The organism is Stenotrophomonas sp. SMYL41, assembly GCF_036319965.1.
Classification (GTDB): Bacteria; Pseudomonadota; Gammaproteobacteria; order Xanthomonadales; family Xanthomonadaceae; genus Stenotrophomonas; species Stenotrophomonas maltophilia_R.
The window spans coordinates 102,900-123,288 of sequence record NZ_JAWIRX010000002.1 but is presented as its reverse complement, the minus strand read 5'-3'; the positions used below and the strand labels follow the sequence as shown (position 1 = coordinate 123,288).

At 66.2% G+C, this 20,389-nt stretch carries 24 protein-coding genes; 13 read left to right on the top strand and 11 right to left on the bottom strand.

What is annotated here, in order from left to right:
• Positions 1-92: 92 nt before the first annotated feature.
• Complete coding sequence (locus V3B30_RS02990; RefSeq protein WP_100475219.1) at positions 93-938, bottom strand: glycine zipper 2TM domain-containing protein; 846 nt, start codon at positions 936-938, stop codon at positions 93-95.
• A 163-nt stretch (positions 939-1,101) separates the two neighbouring features.
• On the opposite strand from V3B30_RS02990, the gene V3B30_RS02985 reads away from it, so the two are divergent.
• Entirely contained in the window at positions 1,102-1,317 is a 216-nt protein-coding gene (locus V3B30_RS02985; RefSeq protein WP_100473331.1) for a DUF6116 family protein, read from the top strand.
• Entirely contained in the window at positions 1,314-2,093 is a 780-nt protein-coding gene (locus V3B30_RS02980; RefSeq protein WP_262082695.1) for a TatD family hydrolase, read from the top strand. Before V3B30_RS02985 ends, V3B30_RS02980 begins: the two co-directional genes overlap by 4 nt.
• Positions 2,094-2,164: 71 nt before the next feature.
• Here the strand turns inward: V3B30_RS02980 and V3B30_RS02975 are convergent, their stop codons facing one another.
• Positions 2,165-2,992: a tRNA threonylcarbamoyladenosine dehydratase gene (locus tag V3B30_RS02975; protein ID WP_262082696.1), complete on the bottom strand. Its 828-nt coding sequence runs from the start codon at positions 2,990-2,992 to the stop codon at positions 2,165-2,167.
• 79 nt (positions 2,993-3,071) lie between these two features.
• Here V3B30_RS02975 and V3B30_RS02970 point away from each other — a divergent pair, with 79 nt between their 5' ends.
• On the top strand, positions 3,072-3,506 hold the full coding sequence (locus V3B30_RS02970) for a cytochrome c (protein WP_100473334.1): 435 nt from the start codon (positions 3,072-3,074) through the stop codon (positions 3,504-3,506).
• A 137-nt stretch (positions 3,507-3,643) separates the two neighbouring features.
• Positions 3,644-4,138 carry a glycine zipper 2TM domain-containing protein gene (locus tag V3B30_RS02965; RefSeq protein ID WP_005410289.1) on the top strand — a complete coding sequence of 165 codons (495 nt, stop codon included), beginning with the start codon at positions 3,644-3,646 and terminating at the stop codon, positions 4,136-4,138.
• A 72-nt stretch (positions 4,139-4,210) separates the two neighbouring features.
• Here the strand turns inward: V3B30_RS02965 and V3B30_RS02960 are convergent, their stop codons facing one another.
• Complete coding sequence (locus V3B30_RS02960) at positions 4,211-4,420, bottom strand: cold-shock protein (RefSeq protein WP_100473336.1); 210 nt, start codon at positions 4,418-4,420, stop codon at positions 4,211-4,213.
• 235 nt (positions 4,421-4,655) lie between these two features.
• Here V3B30_RS02960 and V3B30_RS02955 point away from each other — a divergent pair, with 235 nt between their 5' ends.
• From V3B30_RS02955 to arsC, 3 genes are all read left to right on the top strand, one after another.
• Positions 4,656-5,141 carry a DUF456 domain-containing protein gene (locus V3B30_RS02955; protein ID WP_100473337.1) on the top strand — a complete coding sequence of 162 codons (486 nt, stop codon included), beginning with the start codon at positions 4,656-4,658 and terminating at the stop codon, positions 5,139-5,141.
• A gap of 118 nt (positions 5,142-5,259) precedes the next feature.
• Entirely contained in the window at positions 5,260-6,414 is a 1,155-nt protein-coding gene (locus tag V3B30_RS02950) for a phospholipase A (protein WP_262082698.1), read from the top strand.
• Positions 6,414-6,755, top strand: a complete 342-nt coding sequence (gene arsC / locus V3B30_RS02945; protein ID WP_100473339.1) for an arsenate reductase (glutaredoxin) — start codon at positions 6,414-6,416, stop codon at positions 6,753-6,755. The genes V3B30_RS02950 and arsC overlap by 1 nt, the downstream gene beginning before the upstream one ends.
• A 20-nt stretch (positions 6,756-6,775) precedes the next feature.
• Here arsC and V3B30_RS02940 read toward each other — a convergent pair whose 3' ends face one another.
• The 3 genes from V3B30_RS02940 to V3B30_RS02930 all read right to left on the bottom strand — a co-directional run bounded on the left by V3B30_RS02940 (position 6,776) and on the right by V3B30_RS02930 (position 9,443).
• On the bottom strand, positions 6,776-7,411 hold the full coding sequence (locus tag V3B30_RS02940) for a glutathione S-transferase family protein (RefSeq protein ID WP_100473340.1): 636 nt from the start codon (positions 7,409-7,411) through the stop codon (positions 6,776-6,778).
• Positions 7,412-7,468: 57 nt separating this feature from the next.
• Positions 7,469-7,804, bottom strand: a complete 336-nt coding sequence (locus V3B30_RS02935) for a hypothetical protein (protein WP_100473341.1) — start codon at positions 7,802-7,804, stop codon at positions 7,469-7,471.
• A gap of 121 nt (positions 7,805-7,925) precedes the next feature.
• On the bottom strand, positions 7,926-9,443 hold the full coding sequence (locus V3B30_RS02930) for a fumarate hydratase (protein WP_049429429.1): 1,518 nt from the start codon (positions 9,441-9,443) through the stop codon (positions 7,926-7,928).
• A gap of 261 nt (positions 9,444-9,704) precedes the next feature.
• Between V3B30_RS02930 and V3B30_RS02925 the strand changes: the two genes are divergently transcribed.
• The 4 genes from V3B30_RS02925 to V3B30_RS02910 all read left to right on the top strand — a co-directional run bounded on the left by V3B30_RS02925 (position 9,705) and on the right by V3B30_RS02910 (position 14,058).
• Positions 9,705-10,601, top strand: coding sequence for an RNA polymerase sigma-70 factor (locus V3B30_RS02925; protein WP_262082699.1), 897 nt, complete (start codon positions 9,705-9,707; stop codon positions 10,599-10,601).
• Between the two features lie 36 nt (positions 10,602-10,637).
• Positions 10,638-11,087, top strand: a complete 450-nt coding sequence (locus V3B30_RS02920; RefSeq protein WP_053509636.1) for a carboxymuconolactone decarboxylase family protein — start codon at positions 10,638-10,640, stop codon at positions 11,085-11,087.
• Between the two features lie 240 nt (positions 11,088-11,327).
• On the top strand, positions 11,328-13,199 hold the full coding sequence (locus V3B30_RS02915) for an ABC transporter ATP-binding protein (RefSeq protein WP_262082700.1): 1,872 nt from the start codon (positions 11,328-11,330) through the stop codon (positions 13,197-13,199).
• A 79-nt stretch (positions 13,200-13,278) separates the two neighbouring features.
• Complete coding sequence (locus V3B30_RS02910; protein ID WP_262082701.1) at positions 13,279-14,058, top strand: ferredoxin--NADP reductase; 780 nt, start codon at positions 13,279-13,281, stop codon at positions 14,056-14,058.
• A gap of 77 nt (positions 14,059-14,135) precedes the next feature.
• On the opposite strand, the gene V3B30_RS02905 is transcribed toward V3B30_RS02910, so the two are convergent.
• Complete coding sequence (locus tag V3B30_RS02905) at positions 14,136-14,615, bottom strand: glutathione peroxidase (protein WP_100473345.1); 480 nt, start codon at positions 14,613-14,615, stop codon at positions 14,136-14,138.
• A 130-nt stretch (positions 14,616-14,745) separates the two neighbouring features.
• On the opposite strand from V3B30_RS02905, the gene V3B30_RS02900 reads away from it, so the two are divergent.
• Positions 14,746-16,914, top strand: a complete 2,169-nt coding sequence (locus V3B30_RS02900; protein WP_262082702.1) for a M3 family metallopeptidase — start codon at positions 14,746-14,748, stop codon at positions 16,912-16,914.
• 70 nt (positions 16,915-16,984) lie between these two features.
• Here V3B30_RS02900 and cfa read toward each other — a convergent pair whose 3' ends face one another.
• Genes cfa through V3B30_RS02885 form a run of 3 tightly spaced genes read right to left on the bottom strand, consistent with a single transcriptional unit; the run spans position 16,985 to position 19,341 of the window.
• Positions 16,985-18,100 carry a cyclopropane fatty acyl phospholipid synthase gene (gene cfa / locus V3B30_RS02895; RefSeq protein WP_262082703.1) on the bottom strand — a complete coding sequence of 372 codons (1,116 nt, stop codon included), beginning with the start codon at positions 18,098-18,100 and terminating at the stop codon, positions 16,985-16,987.
• 19 nt (positions 18,101-18,119) lie between these two features.
• Complete coding sequence (locus V3B30_RS02890; RefSeq protein ID WP_262082704.1) at positions 18,120-19,001, bottom strand: DUF3298 and DUF4163 domain-containing protein; 882 nt, start codon at positions 18,999-19,001, stop codon at positions 18,120-18,122.
• Positions 19,002-19,038: 37 nt separating this feature from the next.
• Positions 19,039-19,341: a GNAT family N-acetyltransferase gene (locus V3B30_RS02885; RefSeq protein WP_006455911.1), complete on the bottom strand. Its 303-nt coding sequence runs from the start codon at positions 19,339-19,341 to the stop codon at positions 19,039-19,041.
• A 209-nt stretch (positions 19,342-19,550) separates the two neighbouring features.
• Here V3B30_RS02885 and V3B30_RS02880 point away from each other — a divergent pair, with 209 nt between their 5' ends.
• Positions 19,551-19,712 (top strand): hypothetical protein, encoded by a 162-nt coding sequence (locus V3B30_RS02880; RefSeq protein WP_014037806.1) that lies wholly within the window; start codon positions 19,551-19,553, stop codon positions 19,710-19,712.
• Between the two features lie 43 nt (positions 19,713-19,755).
• Here the strand turns inward: V3B30_RS02880 and V3B30_RS02875 are convergent, their stop codons facing one another.
• Positions 19,756-20,382, bottom strand: coding sequence for a rhomboid family intramembrane serine protease (locus V3B30_RS02875; RefSeq protein ID WP_014037807.1), 627 nt, complete (start codon positions 20,380-20,382; stop codon positions 19,756-19,758).
• Positions 20,383-20,389: the final 7 nt, after the last annotated feature.

Here is a 20,389-nt window from a genome sequence, read left to right as displayed (position 1 = left end):
AGGATTGCCTCCCTGCGCGGATGAACATCGCCGGCTGCAATGAAACGGGCCGGCATGGGCCGGCCCGTCGGGTGTTGCGTGCAGCGCCTGGATTACTGGCGCGTGGCCGCGGCGGTGCCACCGGCGGCAGCGGTCTGCGTGACCAGCTGGCCATCGACCACCGGCAGGCGATCGCTGGCCGGCTTGTTGTCCATGCGCACGGTCTTCTCGGCGCCGTCATAGCGATAGGTCACGTTGTACCCCTTCACCACATCATTGGTACCCATGGCGATGCGGTTACCCGGCTTGCTGGCCATGCGCATGGTGCCGGTGGTGCCGTCTTCGTTGCGGTAGGTCACGTTGTAGCCGGTGACGCGGCTCGACTGGGAGGTCGCGGTCTCGGTGTGGCACTGGCGCTCGGTGCGGTTGACCACGCGGCCACCCACATGGCGCTTGTCGACCTGGTTGCCGATGAAACCGCCGGCCACTGCACCGGCTGCGGTCGCAGCCTTCTTGCCGTTGCCGCCGCCGACCTGGTTGCCGAGCAGGCCACCGACCACAGCGCCGACCACGGTGCCGCCCACGTTGCCATCACGCTCCGGCAGGCGCTCCTGGACCGTCACGTCCTGGCAGACCTCATGCGGGGTCTGGGTGGTGGAGGTCTCGCGTACCGCGTCGGTGCCGATCACGGTGGCATACGCCTTCTGCTTTTCAGTGATCGGATCGACCTTCAGCACATCGGCATACTCCAGCCCACGCGGCGCGGACGGGTCGAGCTGGTCACCACGCGCGCCATCGTCGGTGGCGCTGCCATCGACCAGGCGCGACTCGCCGTTGGGGGTTGCGGCGCTGATGGAATCGGGCGACTTGTCGCCACTCTTCATGAAGGCGGCGGTGGCGATGCCACCGACCAGCAGCGCGCCCGCTGCGACCAGGACAGTTGTAGTTGTGCTTTTCATGACCTGCTCCTTGCGGACCATCCGCAACGTTCTCGAGCCAGATTGCAGCATGCGCCGCCTGAACGGAATCTCCACATTTCCTGCTCATCCCTGTAACCCATTCAGCATCGGGAAATGCTGGGCCCGTGGTAGCGTTTGCATGTTCCCCACCAGGATTCCCGCCATGGCCAACCCGATGCTGCTGCCGCTACTGCAATGGGCCCGCCGGCTGCGCTACCCGACCCTGTTCAAGCTTACCGCCGGCCTGTTCGTGCTGACGCTGTTCATCCCGGACCCGATCCCGTTCGTCGATGAGCTGGTGCTGGGCTTCGGTACGCTGCTGCTGGCCAACTGGAAGAGCCGCAACGCCCCAACGCCGCCACCGCTGGAACAGCGTTGAGCGTGCTGGTCGACAGCCACTGCCACCTTGACGCCAGCGAGTTCGACCGTGACCGCGCTGCCGTGGTCGAGCGTGCGCAGGCGGCCGGCGTGCGCCTGCAGGTGGTGCCGGCAGTGACCGCGGCCAGCTGGCCGAAGCTGCGCGAGGTCTGCCAGCAGGCCCCGGGGCTGTATCCGGCCTACGGCCTGCATCCGATGTTCCTGGCCGAGCACCAGCCTGGGCACCTGCCGCTGCTGCGCGAGTGGATCGAACGCGAACGCCCCTGCGCGATCGGCGAATGTGGTCTGGACTTCTTCGTTGAAGGCCTGGATGCCGAGGCGCAACAGGCATATTTCATCGGTCAGCTGGAACTTGCCCGTGAATTCGAGCTGCCGGTGATCGTGCATGCACGGGGCGCGGTGGATGCGGTGATTGCCGCGATCCGCCGCGTCGGCGGCCTGCGCGGTGTGGTGCACAGCTTTTCCGGCAGTCCGGAACAGGCAGCGCAACTGCACCGGCAGGGCTTCCTGCTCGGGCTCGGCGGCCCGTTGACCTACGAACGCGCGCAGCGCCTGCAGCGGCTGGTGCGCGGGATGCCGCTGGAACAACTGCTGCTGGAGACCGACGCCCCCGACCAGCCTGACGCCGGCATCCGCGGCCAGCGCAACGAACCGGCACGGCTGGCGATCATCGCACGCCACGTGGCGGCGCTACGCGGGATGGAGCTGGACGCGGTGGCACATGCGACGACGGAGAATGCGCGGCGGTTGTTCAACTTGCCCGCCATTCAACGGTAGTGCCGTCCTCTGGCCGGCATCTGCACTGATTCAATCATTCCGAAGTTGCCGGCCAGCGGCCGGCACTACCGTCACGCGTCGGCGTGATCCTCGATCACTTCCGCCTTGACCTTCTTCGGCTCCAGCAGCATCCCCAGCGCCTTGCCGACCGCCGCGAAGGCGAACGCGCCGGTAATGTGGGTTGCCGCGCCCAGGCCGGCGCCACAGTCCAGCTTCAACGCCGCATCAGCGCCCAGGTTCGGACGGATGCCGCAGACGCTGCCATCGGCTTGCGGGTACTTCACATTCTCCAGCGAATACACCGCTGGCACGCCGAAATAGCGCTTGGCATTCTTCGGGAAGTTGAATTCGCTGCGCAGCTTCTTGCGGATCAGCGCCAGCATGGCGTCGTGCTCGGTGCGCGAGACATCGCGGATACGCACCAGGGTCGGGTCGGTACGGCCACCGGCGGCGCCAACGGTCAGCAGCGGCAGCTTGCGGCGGCGGCACCAGGCGATCGTCTCGACCTTGACCCGGAAGCTGTCGCACGCATCGATCACCAGATCGAATCCGCGGTCCAGCAGCTCGGCCATGTTGGACACGGCCAGGAACGCCTGCACGGCGTCGACCTCGATGTCCGGGTTGATCGCACGGCAGCGCTCGGCCATCGCTTCGGCCTTGTTGCGGCCGTAGTTGCCTTCCAGCGCCGGCAGCTGCCGGTTGGTGTTGGACACGCAGATATCGTCGGCATCGATCAGGGTCAGGTGACCGACGGCAGAACGGGCCAGCGCCTCCACCACCCACGAGCCGACGCCGCCCATGCCAACCACCGCCACGCGGCTGCCCTGCAGGCGCTCGAGTGCACCCACGCCATACAGCCGTTCGATGCCGGCGAAGCGTTGTTTGACCTGTTCGTTCATAGGGCTATTTTAACGTGCAGGTGCCGGCACCTGCAGTGCGCCTGCATCGAACCCACCGTTGCACGCCCGGAGAGCCCGCATGAACGACAGCCCGCCCCGCCGCCTGTCCACCGCCCAGCGCTACCTGTTCGTACTGTGCCTGGGCCTGTTGATCGGGTTGATCGCCACCGTGATGGTCGGTCGCGCCCTGCAGGCGCGTCGCGACCCGTTCCCGGCCAGCCTGATGCAGGTGATGCAGCGGCAGTCGCAGCTGCTGCTGCAGGCGCAGCAGCAGAACCGCTGCAGCCTGGCCGACAGCGTGCCGCGGCTGCAGGCGCTGCGCCTGCTGTCCAACGACCTGGACCAGGCCTTTCCGGGGCTGAAGGACAGTGCACGGTTCCAGCAGCACGCCAGCCAGCTGCGCGGCAACCTCAACGCGGCACTGGCCTCACCGCCAGGCGACTGCAAGGCCCTGGCCCAGGTGGGGGAAACACTGCAGGCGGACTGCCGCGCCTGCCACCAGGATTTCCGCTGAGGGCGCATTCATCCTGCAGCCGGGCACCGCGCGCACGGTTGGCGCGTTGTTCACGTTCGAAAGGAGAGGATTCCTCCACCCTGCTGCATGACGCAGTACCACCCAACACACCCGCCTTCACGGCCAGGAGACGCCCCATGAAGATCCAGCTCATCGCCGCCAGCGCCATCGCTACCCTCGCGCTGGCCGGCTGTGCCACCTCGCCCGGTTATGGTGGCGGCGGTTACAACAACGGCTACAACAACGGCGGCTACGGCAACAATGGCGGGTACAACCAGGGCCGCTGCGCCGACTGCGGCATCGTCACCCGCATCAATACCGTGCCCTCGGGCCGCACCGCGCCCAGCGCAACCGGCGCGATCCTCGGCGGCATCGTCGGTGCCGTGGCCGGCCATGAAATCTCCGACCACACCGGTGGCAGCCGTGGCAACAAGAACATCGCCGCCGCTGCGGGCGCGGTCGGTGGCGCCCTGGCTGGCAACCAGATCCAGAAGAATGTCACCAGCGATACCTACGACATCAGCGTGCGCATGGATGATGGCCGCACCATCGTGGTCAACCAGCGCGATCTCGGCGGTATCCGCGAGAACACCTACGTGCGCGTAGTCAACGGCAAGGTCATCCTGCGCTGACCTGCACCGGGCCAACGGCAAAGAAAAAGGCCCGCTTGCGCGGGCCTTTTTCGTGCCGTCGGGCGGCGGGTATTACACCGGCTGCACCTTGTCAGCCTGCAGGCCCTTCTGGCCCTGCACGACTTCAAAGCTGACAGACTGGCCTTCCTTGAGGCTCTTGAAGCCCTGGGTCTCGATGGCACGGAAGTGAACGAACACATCCTCGCCATTGGCACGGCTGATGAAGCCGAAGCCCTTCGCATCGTTGAACCACTTCACGGTACCGTTCTCGCGATCAGCCATCTCACTAACTCCCTTTGACTCTCTCTTGTGTTGGATACGCCTGTTTGGGCGGCTGACAAGCAAGGGGGAAGCGAGGTGCATCGATGCAGCGGATCGGGAAGATCTTGCTTCATCAGGCCACGATCCACGGTGACCTTGCCAAGCTCAGCGACTGCAACTTAACCCGCCCAAAACGAAAAAGCAACTGGCAAAATCTTTCACTGTCAACCCCAAAACGGACACCATACGGGACAGCATGGGTCTCTCATTCATCTTATATCTGCTAGCGGTCATTTTTGTCCTGATCGGCATCGCCGGCATCGTCCTGCCGGCCCTTCCGGGCATCCCGCTGGTGTTCATCGGACTGCTGCTGGCCGCCTGGGCCGACGGCTTCGCCCATGTCGGCTGGCCCACCCTCGTCGCACTTGGCGTACTGACCCTGCTTTCACTGCTGGCCGACGTGCTGGCGACCGTGGTCGGAGCGCAGCGCGTCGGCGCCAGCCGCAAGGCCCTGTGGGGCACCTTTGCCGGCAGCATCGTCGGCCTGTTCTTCATGCCCATCGGCCTGTTTGCGGGACCACTGATCGGCGCGCTGCTCGGTGAGTACTGGCATACCCGCGAACTCGGCCGCTCGACCAAGGTCGGCCTGGCCACCTGGCTCGGCATCCTGCTGGGCCTGGCACTGAAACTGGCGGTGGTGATCGCGATGCTGGGCCTGTTCGCGTTCGCCTGGTTCTTCTGAGCTACCGGGCCTTCACACCACGCGCACGCTGTGGCCGTGCATAAACCATGGGGCTGGCCGCGACCCGGTACAGCCGCCACACTGTGCGATTCCCGTACCCACCGAAGGGCCTGCTGCAATGACCCTCCCCACGCTGTTTCCCCGCCTGGCGCCGCTGGCGCTTGCCCTGGCCAGTGCACCGCTGGCTGCGCAGGAGTTCGCGGCCAGCGCCGACACATCGCCGGCCGCCTGCGCGGCGATCACCACCGACGCGGCCCGCCTGGCCTGCTATGACCGCTTGTTCGGGCGCACCCCGGAGGCTACCGCCGCCGCCGATGCCGCTGCCGAAGCGGCGGCGCAGGCCCGCCGCGAAGAGCGACAGACCGCGCGCGTGAGCCAGGGCGAGGAAAAACTGCGCGAGCGGGTCAGCGACCTGTTCCGCCCGGCGACGCCGGACAGCGCGCTGGCCAACGCCGGCCGCGGTTCGCTGCTGGACAGCCGCTGGGAGCTGGCCGAGGACTCCAAGCTGGGGCCGTTCCAGCTGCGCGCCTACAAGCCGGTGTACCTGCTGCCCGCGTTCTGGACCAGCGACCGCAACACCACGCCGCATTCGCCGAACCCGGCCAACACGGTCACCACGCCGCAGGTGCTGGACAGTGCAGAGCTGAAGTTCCAGATCAGCTTCAAGACCAAGATCGCCGAGAACCTGTTCGGCGACAACGGCGACATCTGGGCCGGTTATACCCAGAGCTCGCGCTGGCAGGCCTACAACAGCGAGGATTCGCGCCCGTTCCGCGAAACCAATTACGAGCCGGAAGTGATGATGGTGTTCCGCAACGGCTACTCGATCGGTGGCTGGCGCGGGCGCATGACCGGCATCAGCCTCAACCATCAGTCCAATGGACGGGCCGATCCGCTCTCGCGTAGCTGGAACCGGGTCATGCTCAACATCGGCCTGGACCGCGAGAACTGGGCGCTTGTCCTGCGCCCGTGGTACCGCATCCCGGAAAGCCGCAGCGAAGACAACAATCCGGACATCGAGGATTACATGGGTCGTGGTGACGCGACCCTGATCTGGAACCGCAATGGGCATGAGGTCTCGCTGATGGCGCGCCATTCGCTGCGCACCGGCAGCCGCTCCCACGGTGCACTGCAACTGGACTACGGCTTCCCGATCAGCAACCTGCTGCGTGGCCATGTGCAGGTCTTCGACGGCTATGGCGAGAGCCTGATCGACTACAACCACAAGGCCACCTATGTGGGCGTGGGCGTGTCGCTGCTGGAGTGGTTCTGATGGACGTGACGATCTGGCACAACCCAGCCTGCAGCAACTCGCGAGGCGCACTGAAGCTGATCCGCGATGCGGGCTTCGATCCGGTGGTGATCGAGTACCTGGGCAACCCACCCGACCTGGCCGCGCTGCGCCAGGTGCTGGCCGAATCCGGGCTGGACGCGCAGGCGCTGGTGCGCAGCAAGGAAGCCCAGTTCACCGAACTGGGCCTGGAAGATGCGGACGAGGCCACGCTGCTGGCAGCCATGGCCGAACACCCGCGCCTGATCAACCGCCCCGTCGTACGCACGGCCAAAGGCACGCGGCTGTGCCGCCCACCGGAAACGGTGCTGGAGATCCTGTAACCCCTCCGTCCCCTTCTTGGCTACAGCCAGTCGGTGATGCCTTCGCGGCGGCATACCTCGGCGAATGCGGGGCGCGCCTTCATCGTTGACGCGTGCGCCTCGAGCGCCGGCCAGGTGTCGCTGGGCTTGGGCATGTTGCGCGACCAGCGCATCAGCATCACCAGCATGTAATCGACCACGCAGGGGGTTGCACCCAGCAGATACGGCCCGTGCGCCTGCAGGTGCATGGCCAGCCGCTGCCATGCGTTTTCCAGGCGCTGGCGTGCCATCCCGCGACTGGCCTCGACGTTTGCCTCGCCCGCCACTTCGTGCGGATAGAACCAGGCACGATAGGCCGGCTGCAGCGTATTGGCACACCAGAACATCCAGCGGTAGGCGTCACCCCGCTGCGGCGAACCCAGGGCCGGCAACAGACCGGCCTCCGGATGGCGGTCGGCCAGGTACAGTGCGATCGCCGCCGCTTCGGTCAGTACCACCCCATCGATCATCAGCGTCGGCACCACGCCGGCGGGATTCAGCGCCAGGTACTCCGCCGACTTGTGCTCGCGCGCGTCGAAATCCAGCAGCACCAGTTCGTGCTCGATGCCGAGCTCGATCAGCAGCCAGTGCACCACCAGGGCGGCAGTGCTGGTCGAACCATACAGCGTGGTACTCATGCGGCGGATCCTGTGCGGGTGGACCGGCCGATTATGCGCCTCGCCGATGGCAGCCGCTCAGCCGCAGCTGCTCATGCAGGTATCGCGGCGTTCGCCACAGGACATCATCGGCGCGCGCAGCGTGCAGTCATGCGCCTTGAGTTCGCAGGCGCGGCGCAGCTCAGGGTTGGCGACGTCCTTGCAGCGCTTGTCCGGCGCTGGCACCACCTGCTGCTCGCAACTGAAGGCGCTGTTGCCGGTACTACCCTGCGCCATGCAACTGCGGTGGCTGGCCTGGCACTGCATGCGACACTGCGCGGATGCGGAGAAATCCGCACCCTCCCAGGAGGAGGTCGTGCTGCAGCCAGCCAGGCTCAGCAGGGACGCGAGCGCGAGGGTTCGATGCAGGGCCATGGACACATCCTGTGCGAGGTGGTGCCAAGCCTAGCAGAGCGATGCTGCGCGATCGCCAACCCCATTCCCTTAAGACAACGGCGCCACGCGGGCGCCGTTGCCTGGATCGAAGCGACCGGAATTACTCCACGACCACCGGAATCTTTCCGATGCGGGCCTGCCACTCACGCGGGCCGGTCTTGTGCACCGACTCGCCGGTGGAGTCGACCGCCACGGTCACCGGCATGTCCTGCACGGTGAACTCGTAGATCGCTTCCATGCCCAGGTCGGCGAAGCCCACCACCTTGGCCGCCTTGATCGCCTTGGACACCAGGTAGGCCGAACCACCAACCGCCATCAGGTAGGCCGACTTGTTGTCACGAATCGCTTCGATCGCCGCCGGGCCACGCTCGGCCTTGCCGACCATGCCCAGCAGGCCGGTCTGCTCCAGCACCTGGCGGGTGAACTTGTCCATGCGGGTCGCGGTGGTCGGGCCGGCCGGGCCCACCACTTCGTCACGCACCGGATCGACCGGGCCGACGTAGTAGATGAAGCGGCCCTTCAGGTCGACCGGCAGTTCCTCACCCTTGTTGAGCATGTCGACCATGCGCTTGTGCGCAGCGTCGCGGCCGGTCAGCAACTTGCCGTTGAGCAGCAGGGTCTGGCCCGGCTTCCAGCTGGCCACGTCTTCCGGCGTGATCGTGTCCAGGTCCACGCGGGTGCCCTTGGACGCGTCGTAGGTCAGCTTCGGCCAGTCTTCCAGCGACGGCGGATCCAGCATCACCGGGCCACTGCCGTCCAGGGTGAAGTGCGCATGGCGGGTGGCCGCACAGTTCGGGATCATCGCCACCGGCAGGTTGGCCGCATGGGTCGGGTAGTCGTTGATCTTGATGTCGAGCACGGTGGTCAGGCCACCCAGGCCCTGTGCACCGATGCCCAGCGCATTGACCTTCTCGTACAGCTCCAGGCGCAGCTCTTCAATGCGGTTGGACGCACCACGGGCCTGCAGCTCGGTGATGTCGATCGGCTCCATCAGCGCTTCCTTGGCCAGCAGCATCGCCTTTTCAGCAGTGCCGCCGATGCCGATGCCGAGCATGCCCGGCGGGCACCAGCCGGCGCCCATGGTCGGCACGGTCTTCAGCACCCAGTCGACGATGGAATCGGACGGGTTGAGCATGGCGAACTTGGTCTTGGCTTCCGAACCACCGCCCTTGGCGGCCACGATCACATCGACCGTGTTGCCCGGGACCACCTTCACGTTGACCACGCCCGGGGTGTTGTCCCTGGTGTTGATGCGCTTGCCGGCCGGATCCGCCAGCACCGAGGCGCGCAGTTTGTTGTCCGGGTGCATGTAGGCGCGGCGCACGCCTTCATTGGCCATGTCTTCCACGCCCATGGTGGCGTCGTCCCAGCGCACGTCCATGCCGATTTCCAGGAACACGGTGACGATGCCGGTGTCCTGGCAGATCGGACGGTGGCCTTCGGCGCACATCCGCGAATTGATCAGGATCTGGGCCATCGCCTCCTTCGCAGCCGGCGACTCCTCGCGCTCGTAGGCGGCGGCAAGGTTCTTGATGTAGTCGACCGGGTGGTAGTACGAGATGTACTGCAGCGCGTCGGCGATGGACTGGATGAGGTCTTCCTGCTTGATCGATGTCACGGCTTGCTCGCTTGCTCGAGGCTGGCGGGGGTAATCCGCCCATTTTACCCCCTCCCCCGGCCGCAGGTAGAGTCGGGGGTAGAGTCAGGGGGGGGGTGAGGTGCCAACGCGGGAGGGAGATGGGGCGGCAGCCCCGGCCCCCCGCCCCCGGCCGCAGGTAGAGTCGGGGGTAGAGTCAGGGGTCAGATCCCTTTCCCAGGGAAAGGGATCTGACCCCGCCTCCCCTGTCACGCCACGCGCCACTGCGGCGTCCTTGCCCACATGAACGCCGAAACCGCTTTCCAGACCCACCGCCCGCGCCTGATGGCCCTGGCCTACCGCCTGCTCGGCAGCCGCGCCGACGCCGAAGACGTGGTCCAGGATGCCTGGCTGCGCTGGTCCGGGGCCGACCCGGACAGCGTCCGCGACGCCGAGGCCTGGCTGGTCACCACCACCACCCGGCTCGGCCTGGACCGGCTGCGCGCGGCCAAGCGCGAGCGCGTGCATTACGTGGGCCCGTGGCTGGCCGAGCCGCTGGCGGTCACCCTGGAGCCCGACCCGGCGCCCGGCCCGGCGCAGCTGCATGCGCTGGCCGACGACATATCGGTCGCCTTCCTGACCCTGCTCGAACAGCTCGGCCCCGAGGAGCGCGCCGCCTTCCTGTTGAAGGAGGCCTTCGACCACGATTACCGCGAGATCGCCGAGCTGATCGGCCACAGCGAGGCCAACTGCCGGCAGCTGGTGCACCGCGCCCGGCAGCGCCTGCAGGCCGGACGGCCACGCTTCAATGCCGATGCCAGCCAGCACCGGCATCTGCTGGCGCGCTTCATGGACGCCTCCCAGCGCGGCGACAGCGAGGCGATCCAGGCCCTGCTGCACGCCAACGCGGTACTGGTTTCCGACGGCGGCGGCGTGGTCACTGCGGCTGTGCGGCCCCTGCTGGGCGCCGAACGCATTGGCCGCCTGTTCTGGGCCATCGCCCGCCGCGGTGCGGTGCATCCGGCGCGGCTGGGCTACGCCAACGGCGAACCGGCGATCCTGCGCTTCATCGGCGATCGCCTGCATTCGATCACCACCATCGAGGTGGTCGATGGCCGCATTGCCAATGTGTACAGCGTGTTGAATCCGGAAAAGCTGCCGGGCGTTGTCACGAACGCAAGCGGTGCGGCGTCCTGGTAGTGAAAGGCGGCCATCGTGGCCGCCGTGGAGCCGAAAATGTCCGACCACGCCTCTCCCCGCGTTCCCTATACCCGCCTCGCCGCCGAGGCCTTCAAGGGCCTGCTGGCCACCAGCAAGGCCGTGCATGACAGCTCGATTGATCCGACCCTGATGGAACTGCTGTTCCTGCGCGTATCGCAGCTCAACGGCTGCGGCTACTGCATGGACATGCATGGCACCGCGCTGCGCAAGGGCGGCATCGAGCCGCGCAAGCTGGACACCCTGCCTGCCTGGCACGAGAGCCGCTTCTTCGATGCCCGCGAGCGTGCGGCGCTGGGCTGGGCCGAGGCACTGACCCGGCTGACCGACGGCGCACCGTCGCAGGCGGCGTTCGATGCACTGGCGCCGCACTTCGATGAGAAGGGCATCAGTGACCTGAGCATGGGCATTGCGGTGATCAATGCCTGGAACCGGCTGGGCGCCGGGCTGCTGCCGCCGCTGCCGTAAAAGAGGCCAGCCCGGTGGGTCAGGTTCCTGCAGCTGCTGGTAGGTGTCGACCTTGGTCGGCACGGTAGATCCACGCCATGCGTGGATGTGGTTGGGTCGGATCCCTTCGCATTGCGAAGGGCTCTGACCCGATTCGGGCCGATGGGGTCAGAGCCCTTTGCACAGCAAAGGGATCCGACCCCGGCGGCCACACGGCTGCACTGACCCCACCTGCACGCATCGGGCGCGCACAATACGCGCATGCCTGCTCCCTCCACCGCTGGCGCTGCCGCCGCAAAGAAACCGAGCCTGCGCCAGCGCTTCAGGGCGATGCGCAACCTGCCACCGTTCCTGCGCATGGTGTGGCAGACCAGTCCTGTCCTGACCCTGGCCAGCCTCGGGCTGCGCCTGATCCGCGCACTGCTGCCGGTGGCGATGCTGTACGTCGGCAAGCTGATCATCGACAGCGCTCTGCACCTGAGCCAGCACGATGCCGGCTTCCCGCCGCTGGGCGAGGCGCTGGCCAGTGGCCTGCTCAATCCGCTGCTGGGCCTGCTGGCGCTGGAGTTCGGCCTGGCCATCGCCTCGGACCTGCTTGGCCGGCTGGTCAGCTATGCCGATGCCCTGCTCTCGGAGCTGTTCGCCAATGCCACCAGCATCCGGCTGATGGAACATGCCGCCACGCTGGACCTGGAGGATTTCGAAGACCCGGACCTGCAGGACAAGCTGGACCGTGCGCGGCGCCAGACCATGGGCCGGATGAACCTGATGAGCCAGCTGTTCGGCCAGGTGCAGGACGCGATCACCGTGGCCAGCCTCGCCATCGGCCTGCTGGTCTACGCACCGTGGCTGATCCTGCTGCTGGCGCTGGCCCTGGTGCCGGCCTTCATCGGCGAATCGCACTTCAACGCGGCCGGTTACAGCCTCAACTTCCAGTGGACGCCCGAGCGACGCCAGCTCGATTACCTGCGCCAGCTTGGTGCCAGCGTGGAAACGGCCAAGGAAGTGAAGATCTACAACCTGCACCGTTTCCTGGTGGAACGCTACCGACGCTTGTCGGTGGCTCTGTTCCAGGCCAACCGTGCCCTGGCCCGGCGCCGCGCGCTCTGGGGCACGCTGCTGGCCGCACTCGGTACGCTGGGTTACTACACCGCCTACGCCTATATCGCGTGGCGCACGGTGCGCGGCGACTTCTCGATCGGCGACCTGACCTTTCTCGCCGGCAGTTTCCTGCGCCTGCGCCAGCTGCTGGAGGGCCTGCTGATCGGGTTCTCGCAGGTGGCCAGCCAAGCGCTGTACCTGGATGACCTGTTCTCGTTCTTCCAGATCCAACCGGAAATCCACTCGCGCGAAGGCGCCGTGCGCGTACCCCAGCCAATCCGCCAGGGCTTCGTGTTCGAGAACGTCGGCTTCCGCTACCCGGATGCCGAGCAATGGGCCGTGCGCCACCTCGATTTCCAGCTGCGGGCCGGCGAAGTGCTGGCGCTGGTCGGGGAGAACGGCGCCGGCAAGACCACGCTGGTGAAGCTGCTGGCGCGGCTGTACGAGCCGGACGAGGGCCGCATCCTGCTCGATGACCGCGACCTGCGCGACTACGACCTGGACGACCTGCGCGCCAACCTCGGGGTGATCTTCCAGGACTTCGTGCGCTACAACCTCAGCGCCGGCGAGAACATCGGCGTTGGCCAGGTCGAGGCGATGGACGACCAGGCACGCATCGCCGACGCCGCGCGCCGGGGCATGGCCGAGGAGGTGATCGACGACCTGCCCGGCGGCTACGACCAGCTGATCGGCCGCCGCTTCAAGCAGGGCGTGGACCTGTCCGGTGGCCAATGGCAGAAGATCGCCATCGCCCGCGCATGGATGCGCAATGCGCAGGTGATGATCCTGGATGAGCCAACTGCAGCGCTGGATGCGCGCAGCGAGTTCGAGGTGTTCCAGCGGTTCAGGGAACTGGCGGATAATCGCACCGCAGTGCTGATTTCCCACCGCTTTTCCTCGGTACGCATGGCCGACCGCATCCTGGTGCTGGCCGATGGCCGGATCGAGGCCAGCGGCACCCACGCACAGCTGATGGCACAGGGCGGCCGCTATGCCGAGCTGTTCGAGCTGCAGGCGGCGGGTTACCGCTGAGAACGCCTCTCGTTCCGCCCAATGAGAACTTGTCTCATTTGAGATAGAATTCCCCCGACGACTTACGATAGATACGCTCATGTCCTCCGCTTTTGGCGCCGAAACGGTGCTTGAGGTCCGTCACTGGACCGATGCCTACTTCAGCTTCACCCTTACCCGCGACAGCGGTTTCCGCTTCGAGAACGGCCAGTTCGTGATGATCGGCCTGGAAACCGAGGCGCGGCCGCTGTTGCGCGCCTATTCGATCGCCAGCGCCAATTGGGAAGAACAGCTGGAGTTCTTCAGCATCAAGGTGCAGGACGGCCCGCTGACCTCGCGCCTGCAGCACATCAAGCCGGGTGACAAGGTGCTGGTCGGCAAGAAGCCCACCGGTACCCTGCTGATCAGCGACCTGCACCCCGGCAGGAACCTGTACCTGCTGGGCACCGGTACCGGCCTGGCGCCGTGGCTGTCGGTGATCAAGGACCCGGAAACCTACGAGCGCTTCGAGAAGGTGATCCTCTGCCACGGCGTGCGCTACGAAAAGGACCTGGCCTACCGCGACTACTTCGAGAAGGAACTGCGCGAGCACGAGTTCCTCGGCGAGATGATCGGCGACAAGCTGCTGTACTACCCGGCCGTTACCCGCGAACCGTTCGCCAACCAGGGCCGCCTGACCTCGCTGATGGAAAGCGGCGAGATGCAGCGCACGCTCGGCCTGCCGGAACTGAGCCCGGAGAACGACCGCGCGATGATCTGCGGCAGCCCGCAGATGCTGGCGGACCTGCGCAGCGTGCTCGATGCCCGTGGTTTCCAGGTCTCGCCGCGCATCGGCCAGCCGGGCCACTACGTGTTCGAGCGCGCGTTCGTCGAGAAATAAGCAAAAAGGGGACGGAGGGGATTAAGTCGTTTGTGCACAAACGACTTAATCCCCTCCGTCCCCTTTTTGGGTTCATCTCACAGCAGCGCTTCGATCTCGCCGCGCAGCTGCTCCGGCCTGGTGGTCGGCGCATGACGCGACACCACCCGCCCCTGGCGGTCAACCAGGAATTTGCTGAAGTTCCATTTGATGCGGGCGCTTCCGAGCAGGCCACGCTTCTCGCGCGCGAGCCATGCCCACAGCGGGTCGGCACCTTCGCCGTTGACCTCGATCTTCTCCGACAACGGGAAGCTGACCGGATAGTCCAGCGAACAGAACTGACGGATCTGCGCGGCGTCGCCGGGCTCCTGCGCACCGAACTGGTTGCACGGGAAGCCGATCACCACCAGGCCGCGTTCGCGGTACTCCTGCCACAGCTGCTCCAGACCGGTGTATTGCGGGGTGAAGCCACAACGGCTGGCGACGTTCACCAGCAGCAACGGCTGGCCCTGGTACCGGGCCAGCGCCTGAGGCTGGCCGTCAAGGTCTCGGAAGCTGAAATCGTAGGCGGTGGTCATGGCAGCGGGCCGTGGGCGGTGAATGCATGGTATCCGGGCCCGGCCCCGGCAACATGCCTTTTGACACAAGTGCAGGCGACGCCGGCCGGGTTACCCTCGGGCCCTTGTTTGCCTTACCGGAGCTTCTACCTTGACCACTCGCCTTGCCCTTGCCGTGGCCATGACCCTCGGCCTTGCCCTGCCCGCCTACTCGGCCGGCGCCGCCACCCCGGCCGCCAGCACTACCGCCCAGCAGGCCAACCCGTTCTTCGCCGAAAGCCCGCTGCCGCTGCACTTCCCGCAGTTCGACAAGATCAAGGACAGCGACTTCGCCCCGGCCTTCGACGCCGGCATGGCGCAGCAGCTGAAGGAAGTGGAGGCCATCGCCAACAACAAGGCCAAGCCGACCTTCGACAACACCATCATCGCCCTGGAAAAGAGCGGTGACATCCTCGACCGTGCGACCACCGTGTTCTTCAGCCTGGTCGGCGCCGACACCAACGACACCCGCAAGAAGCTGCAGGCCGATTACTCGGCGAAGTTTGCCGCGCACAGCGATGCGATCGCGCTGAACGGCAAGCTGTTCGCCCGCATCCAGGCGCTGTACGACACCCGCAGCCAGCTGGGCCTGGACGCCGAAGGCGTGCGCCTGGTCGAGAAGTACTACGACAACTACGTGCGCGCCGGCGCCAAGCTGTCCGAGGCCGACAAGGCCACGCTGAAGGCCATGAATGCCGAGCTGGCCAACCTGGGCACCAAGTTCAGCCAGAACGTACAGTCGGAAGTGAACGCTTCGGCGATCACCGTCGACGACGTCAAGGAGCTGGACGGCCTGTCCAGGGAGCAGATCGCCGCCGCCGCCGAAGCCGCCAAGGCCCGTGGCCTGGAAGGCAAGTACGTGATCACCCTGCTCAACACCACCGGCCAGCCGCCGCTGACCAACCTGGCCAACCGCGCCCTGCGCCAGAAGATCTACGAAGCCTCGACCACCCGCGGCAGCCGCGGCGGTGAGTTCGACAACACCGCGCTGGTCTCGCGCATCATGCAGCTGCGTGCCGACAAGGCCAAGCTGATGGGCTTCCCGAACTTCGCCGCCTACAACCTGACCAACCAGACCGCCAAGACCCCCGAAGCAGTCAACGCGATGCTGGGCAAGCTGGCTCCGGCCGCGGTGGCCAACGCCAAGCGCGAAGCCGCCGACCTGCAGGCGATGATCGACCAGGAACAGAAGGCCGCTGGCAAGCCGACGTTCAAGCTGGAACCGTGGGACTGGGCCTTCTACAGCGAGAAGGTGCGCCAGGCCAAGTACAACTTCGACGAGTCGCAGCTGAAGCCGTACTTCGAGATGAAGAACGTGCTGGAGAACGGCGTGTTCTACGCCGCCGGCCAGGAATTCGGCCTGACCTTCAAGCAGCGCACCGACCTGCCGGTCTACCACGATGACGTCACCGTCTACGACGTGTTCGACGCCGACGGCAGCCAGCTGGCGATCTTCATCTTCGACCCGTATGCACGCGCCTCCAAGCGCGGCGGTGCGTGGATGAACTCCTACGTCTCGCAGTCCAAGCTGACCGGCTTCAAGCCGGTGGTCGCCAACCACCTGAACATCCCGAAGCCGCCAGCCGGCCAGCCGACCCTGCTGACCTGGGATGAGGTGAACACCACCTTCCACGAGTTCGGCCATGCCCTGCACGGCATGTTCTCCAACGTGAAGTACCCGTACTTCTCGGGCACCTCGGTGCCGCGTGACTTCGTCGAGTTCCCCTCGCAGGTCAACGAGATGTGGGCGGACAACCCGGTCATCCTGAAGAACTACGCCAAGCACTACCAGAATGGTTCGGCGATGCCGCAGGCGCTGCTGGACAAGGTGCTGGCCGCGGCCAAGTTCAACCAGGGCTTTGCCACCACCGAGTACCTGGGTGCGGCGATGCTGGACCAGCGCTGGCACCAGATCGGCGCCGACCAGGTGCCGGCAGCCAAGGACGTGATGGCCTTCGAGCGCGCCGCGCTGGAAAAGGACGGCATCTACTACGCGCCGGTCCCGCCGCGCTACAAGACCCCGTACTTCAGCCACATCATGGGCGGCTACTCGGCCGGCTATTACGCCTACATCTGGTCGGAAGTGCTCGACGCCAACACCCAGAAGTGGTTCAAGGACAACGGCGGCCTGAGCCGCAAGAACGGCGACCACTTCCGCGCCACCCTGCTGTCCAAGGGCGGCAGCGTCGACGCGATGCAGCTGTTCCGCGATTTCGCCGGCCACGAGCCGCAGATCGAACCGCTGCTGGAAAAGCGTGGCCTGACCGGCGCCGGCAACTGATCGCCAGCGCGGTAGCGTGAAACGAAAACCGCCCGGGCGACCGGGCGGTTTTTTTGTTGGGTCATCCAGATCAGCGCGGCGCCACGTACCCGCCCGGCACGCCCTCCGGCGACAGCACCAGCTGCCACAACTGCGCATGGCGGCAGCGGAAGGTGGCCATCGACCCGGCCAGGTAGAAGCGCCACATGCGGCGGAAATGCTCGTCGTAGCGCGCGTCCAGCTGCGGCCACGCCGCTTCCACGTTGCGTCGCCAGGCCTGCAGGGTCAGGTCGTAATCGGTGCCGAAGTTGTGCCAGTCCTCCAGCACGAAACGGCCTTCGAACGCTCGGGTGATCTGCACCGCCGACGGCAGCATCGAGTTGGGGAAGATGTAGCGCGCGATCCACGGATCGGTGCGATGCCGGGAGATGTTGGTGCCGATGCTGTGCAACAGCAGCAGGCCACGCGGCGACAGGCAGCGTCTGGCCACCTCGAAGAAGCTGGCGTAGTTCTTGTCGCCGACGTGCTCGAACATGCCGATCGAGAAGATCGCATCGAACGGTTCGTCCAGTTCACGGTAGTCCTGAAGGCGGATCTCGATCGGCAGGCCGGCGCACAGTTCGCGCGCGAACTCGGCCTGCTCCTGTGAAATCGTCACGCCGACGCCGCTGACGCCGTAGCGCTCGGCGGCGAACTTCAGGGCCTCGCCCCAACCGCAACCGATGTCCAGCACACGCTGGCCCGGGCGCAGGCCCAGCTTGCGGCAGACAAGGTCGAGCTTGGCTTCCTGTGCGGCATCGAGGTCATCGGCATTGCGCCAATAGCCGCAGCTGTAGACCAGGCGCTGGCCGAGCATGGCCTGGTAGAGATCGTTGCCGAGGTCGTAGTGGCGGCGGCCGACCTCGTAACTCCCCTGCCCGGCCTGCAGGTTGAACAGACGCGCCTTCAGCGCATCGGCCACTTCGCGCCAGCCGTGCACCCGCTCATCCAGGTGCGCCTGCATCAGGTGGACGAGGAATTCATCCAGGACGTTGGCATCCCACCAACCTTCCATGTAGCTCTCGCCGAGGCCGAGCGAGCCATGGCCCATGACCCGCGCGAAGAAGCGCGGGTCATGCACCTGGATGTCCTGTGGCTGGGTGCCGCCGATGCGGACCCCGGCTTCGTGGAGCAGGCCGGCGACCCGCTCCTGCAACCCTGTATCCACGCCACCTCCTCGACTGCGGTCAACCGCGTGCGAACAGCTCCACGTAGTCCTTGGCCACGTGCGGCAACAGCACCGCCGCCGGAACATCGGCGGTCTGGGTACCGTCCGAGTATGGACCCACCTGGTACGGCGGGAAAACAAAGCGCAGCGCGGTGATCTGCCCCTTGTCGTCGGTCAGCGGCTGGAACTGGCTGAAATTGTCGGCCTGCGGGCCGGTACCGTCGGCGATCATGCGCGATGCATTGCGCAGCGATTCCTGCAGCTGGGCCGGGTCCATGTCCTCGCCGCTGAACCGCGTGGCCACGCGTTCGCGCAGCTGGTCGGCGACAAAATCGCTGATCGCCTTCCAGCCCTTGGCGTCGGCCACCAGCTTGTCGGCGCTGAGCATCTGCTGATGCTGCGGCAGCCAGACGAAGCGGGCCACCAGCGGTTCGCCGTGGGCGCCACCGGTGTAGCGGCTGCCATCGGCACTGACCACCACCAGCTGCGGCGTTTCCAGCAGCTTCTCGAAGCTCAGCGACAGCTCGTAGGGCATGGTCGGCTTGTCGTTGCCAAGCCCGTCCAGCGCCTGCTGCAGGTCACTGCGCGCACTCGAGGCATAGCTCTGCAGCGCGCGGGCCAGGCCCGGATAACGGTCAATGCCGGCCGGGTAGCTGATGCCCACCACTTCGCGCTCGTTGTTCTCGATCACGTCGCGCAGGTCCAGCGGCGCTTCCGTGGCCGGCGTTTCGCCTGCCGCCGTCGCCTCGGCGGCGGGCGCCGCGTCAGTCGCCGGCGCCGGCTCGCTTTCACGCTGGCAACCGGCCAGCAACAGCACGCCCACCACGCCGGCCAGCACGCTGCCGTGCAGTGGCCGGTTGTTTCCAGTCTTCATCGGGATCCCCTGTTCATGTTTGTACATCATCGCCTGCCATGGCTGAAGCGTGGCCCGCTGGCATTCAGCCAACGAGCAGGTCGTGGTACTCCTCGTGCCGCTGCAGGAAGGCCTCTGCATAGGAACATGCCGGCACCACCTTGTACTTCTGTTCGCGGGCGAAACGCAGTGCCACGCGGGTCAGTTCACCGGCAATGCCACGGCCGGCAATCGGCTCGGGCACCTCGGTGTGGGTGATGACCATGCGCCTGCGTTTGATCTGGTAGTCCAGCACCGCCAGCTGTCCTCGTACACGGGCGGTGAAGCGGTGGTTGGCCAGGTCGTGTTCGACCTCATAGGCCAGACCGGGGGGCGTGACCGAAGCCATGGAACGTTCTCCTGCGGCGACTGCGTGGATGGTGCGCAGCCGGGCGCCATGATCGCGTGAAGCCTGAACAGGGGCAAGTCCAGTCCATTCACGTCAGTTTTCGCCCCTCAAGCTGGAGGCGGGCCGGCCGCTATCGCCTATGGAGGGGTACGGCCAGGCTGGCACGACCCTTGCGACCGTTGACCATGCGCACCACCGTGGAGGCTCCCATGCACGCCAGCAATTCCCATTCCGATACCGACCGCGCCCTGCTGGAGGGCCTGCTGCAACTGGCGGTGGAAGGGCAGACCGAGGATCAGGATTTCCAGCGCATCGGCGAGGAAGTGTTCGCCCGCCTGCTGGATACCTACGGCCAGCAGACCGCGGCCTGACCCGGCCGGGGCGGATCGCACCCGATCCGCCCCGATCCCCGCATCAGCCGCCGCCGAGGCGGAAGGTCGGGTTGGAGAGTTCGCGCAGGAAGTGGTTGAAGATGCTCGGCTGCATGGCCAGCATGAAGATCACACCGAACGCCGCACCTGCCAGGTGCGCGCTGTGGTTGATGCGGTCGCCGCCGCGCTTGTCCATCCAGATGCTGTAGCCGACGTAGAACGCGGCATAGATGATTGCCGGTGCCGGGATGAAGAACACCAGGATGATCGACCACGGCTTGATCAGGATGAAGGCGAACAGCACCGCCGACACCGCACCGGACGCGCCGAGGCTGAGGTAGTTCGGGTTCTTCTGGTTCTTCAGGTAGCTGGGCAGGATCGAGACCAGCAGCGCGCCGATGTAGAACGCCGGGTAGGTCAGGTAGCTGCCGGTCAGCTGCACCATCACGCTTTCAATGAATCCCCCGAAGAAGAACAGGGTGATCATGTTGAAGATCAGGTGCGACCAGTCGGCGTGGATGAAGCCATAGGTCACCAGCCGGTCGTACTGGCGGTGACGGTCGATGGCCGGCGGCCACAGGATCAGGCGGTCGGCCAGCTTGCGGTTGTTGAACGCCATCCACGACAGGATGGCGGTGATGGCGATCAACAGCAGATTGACGGGGGTCATGTCAGGC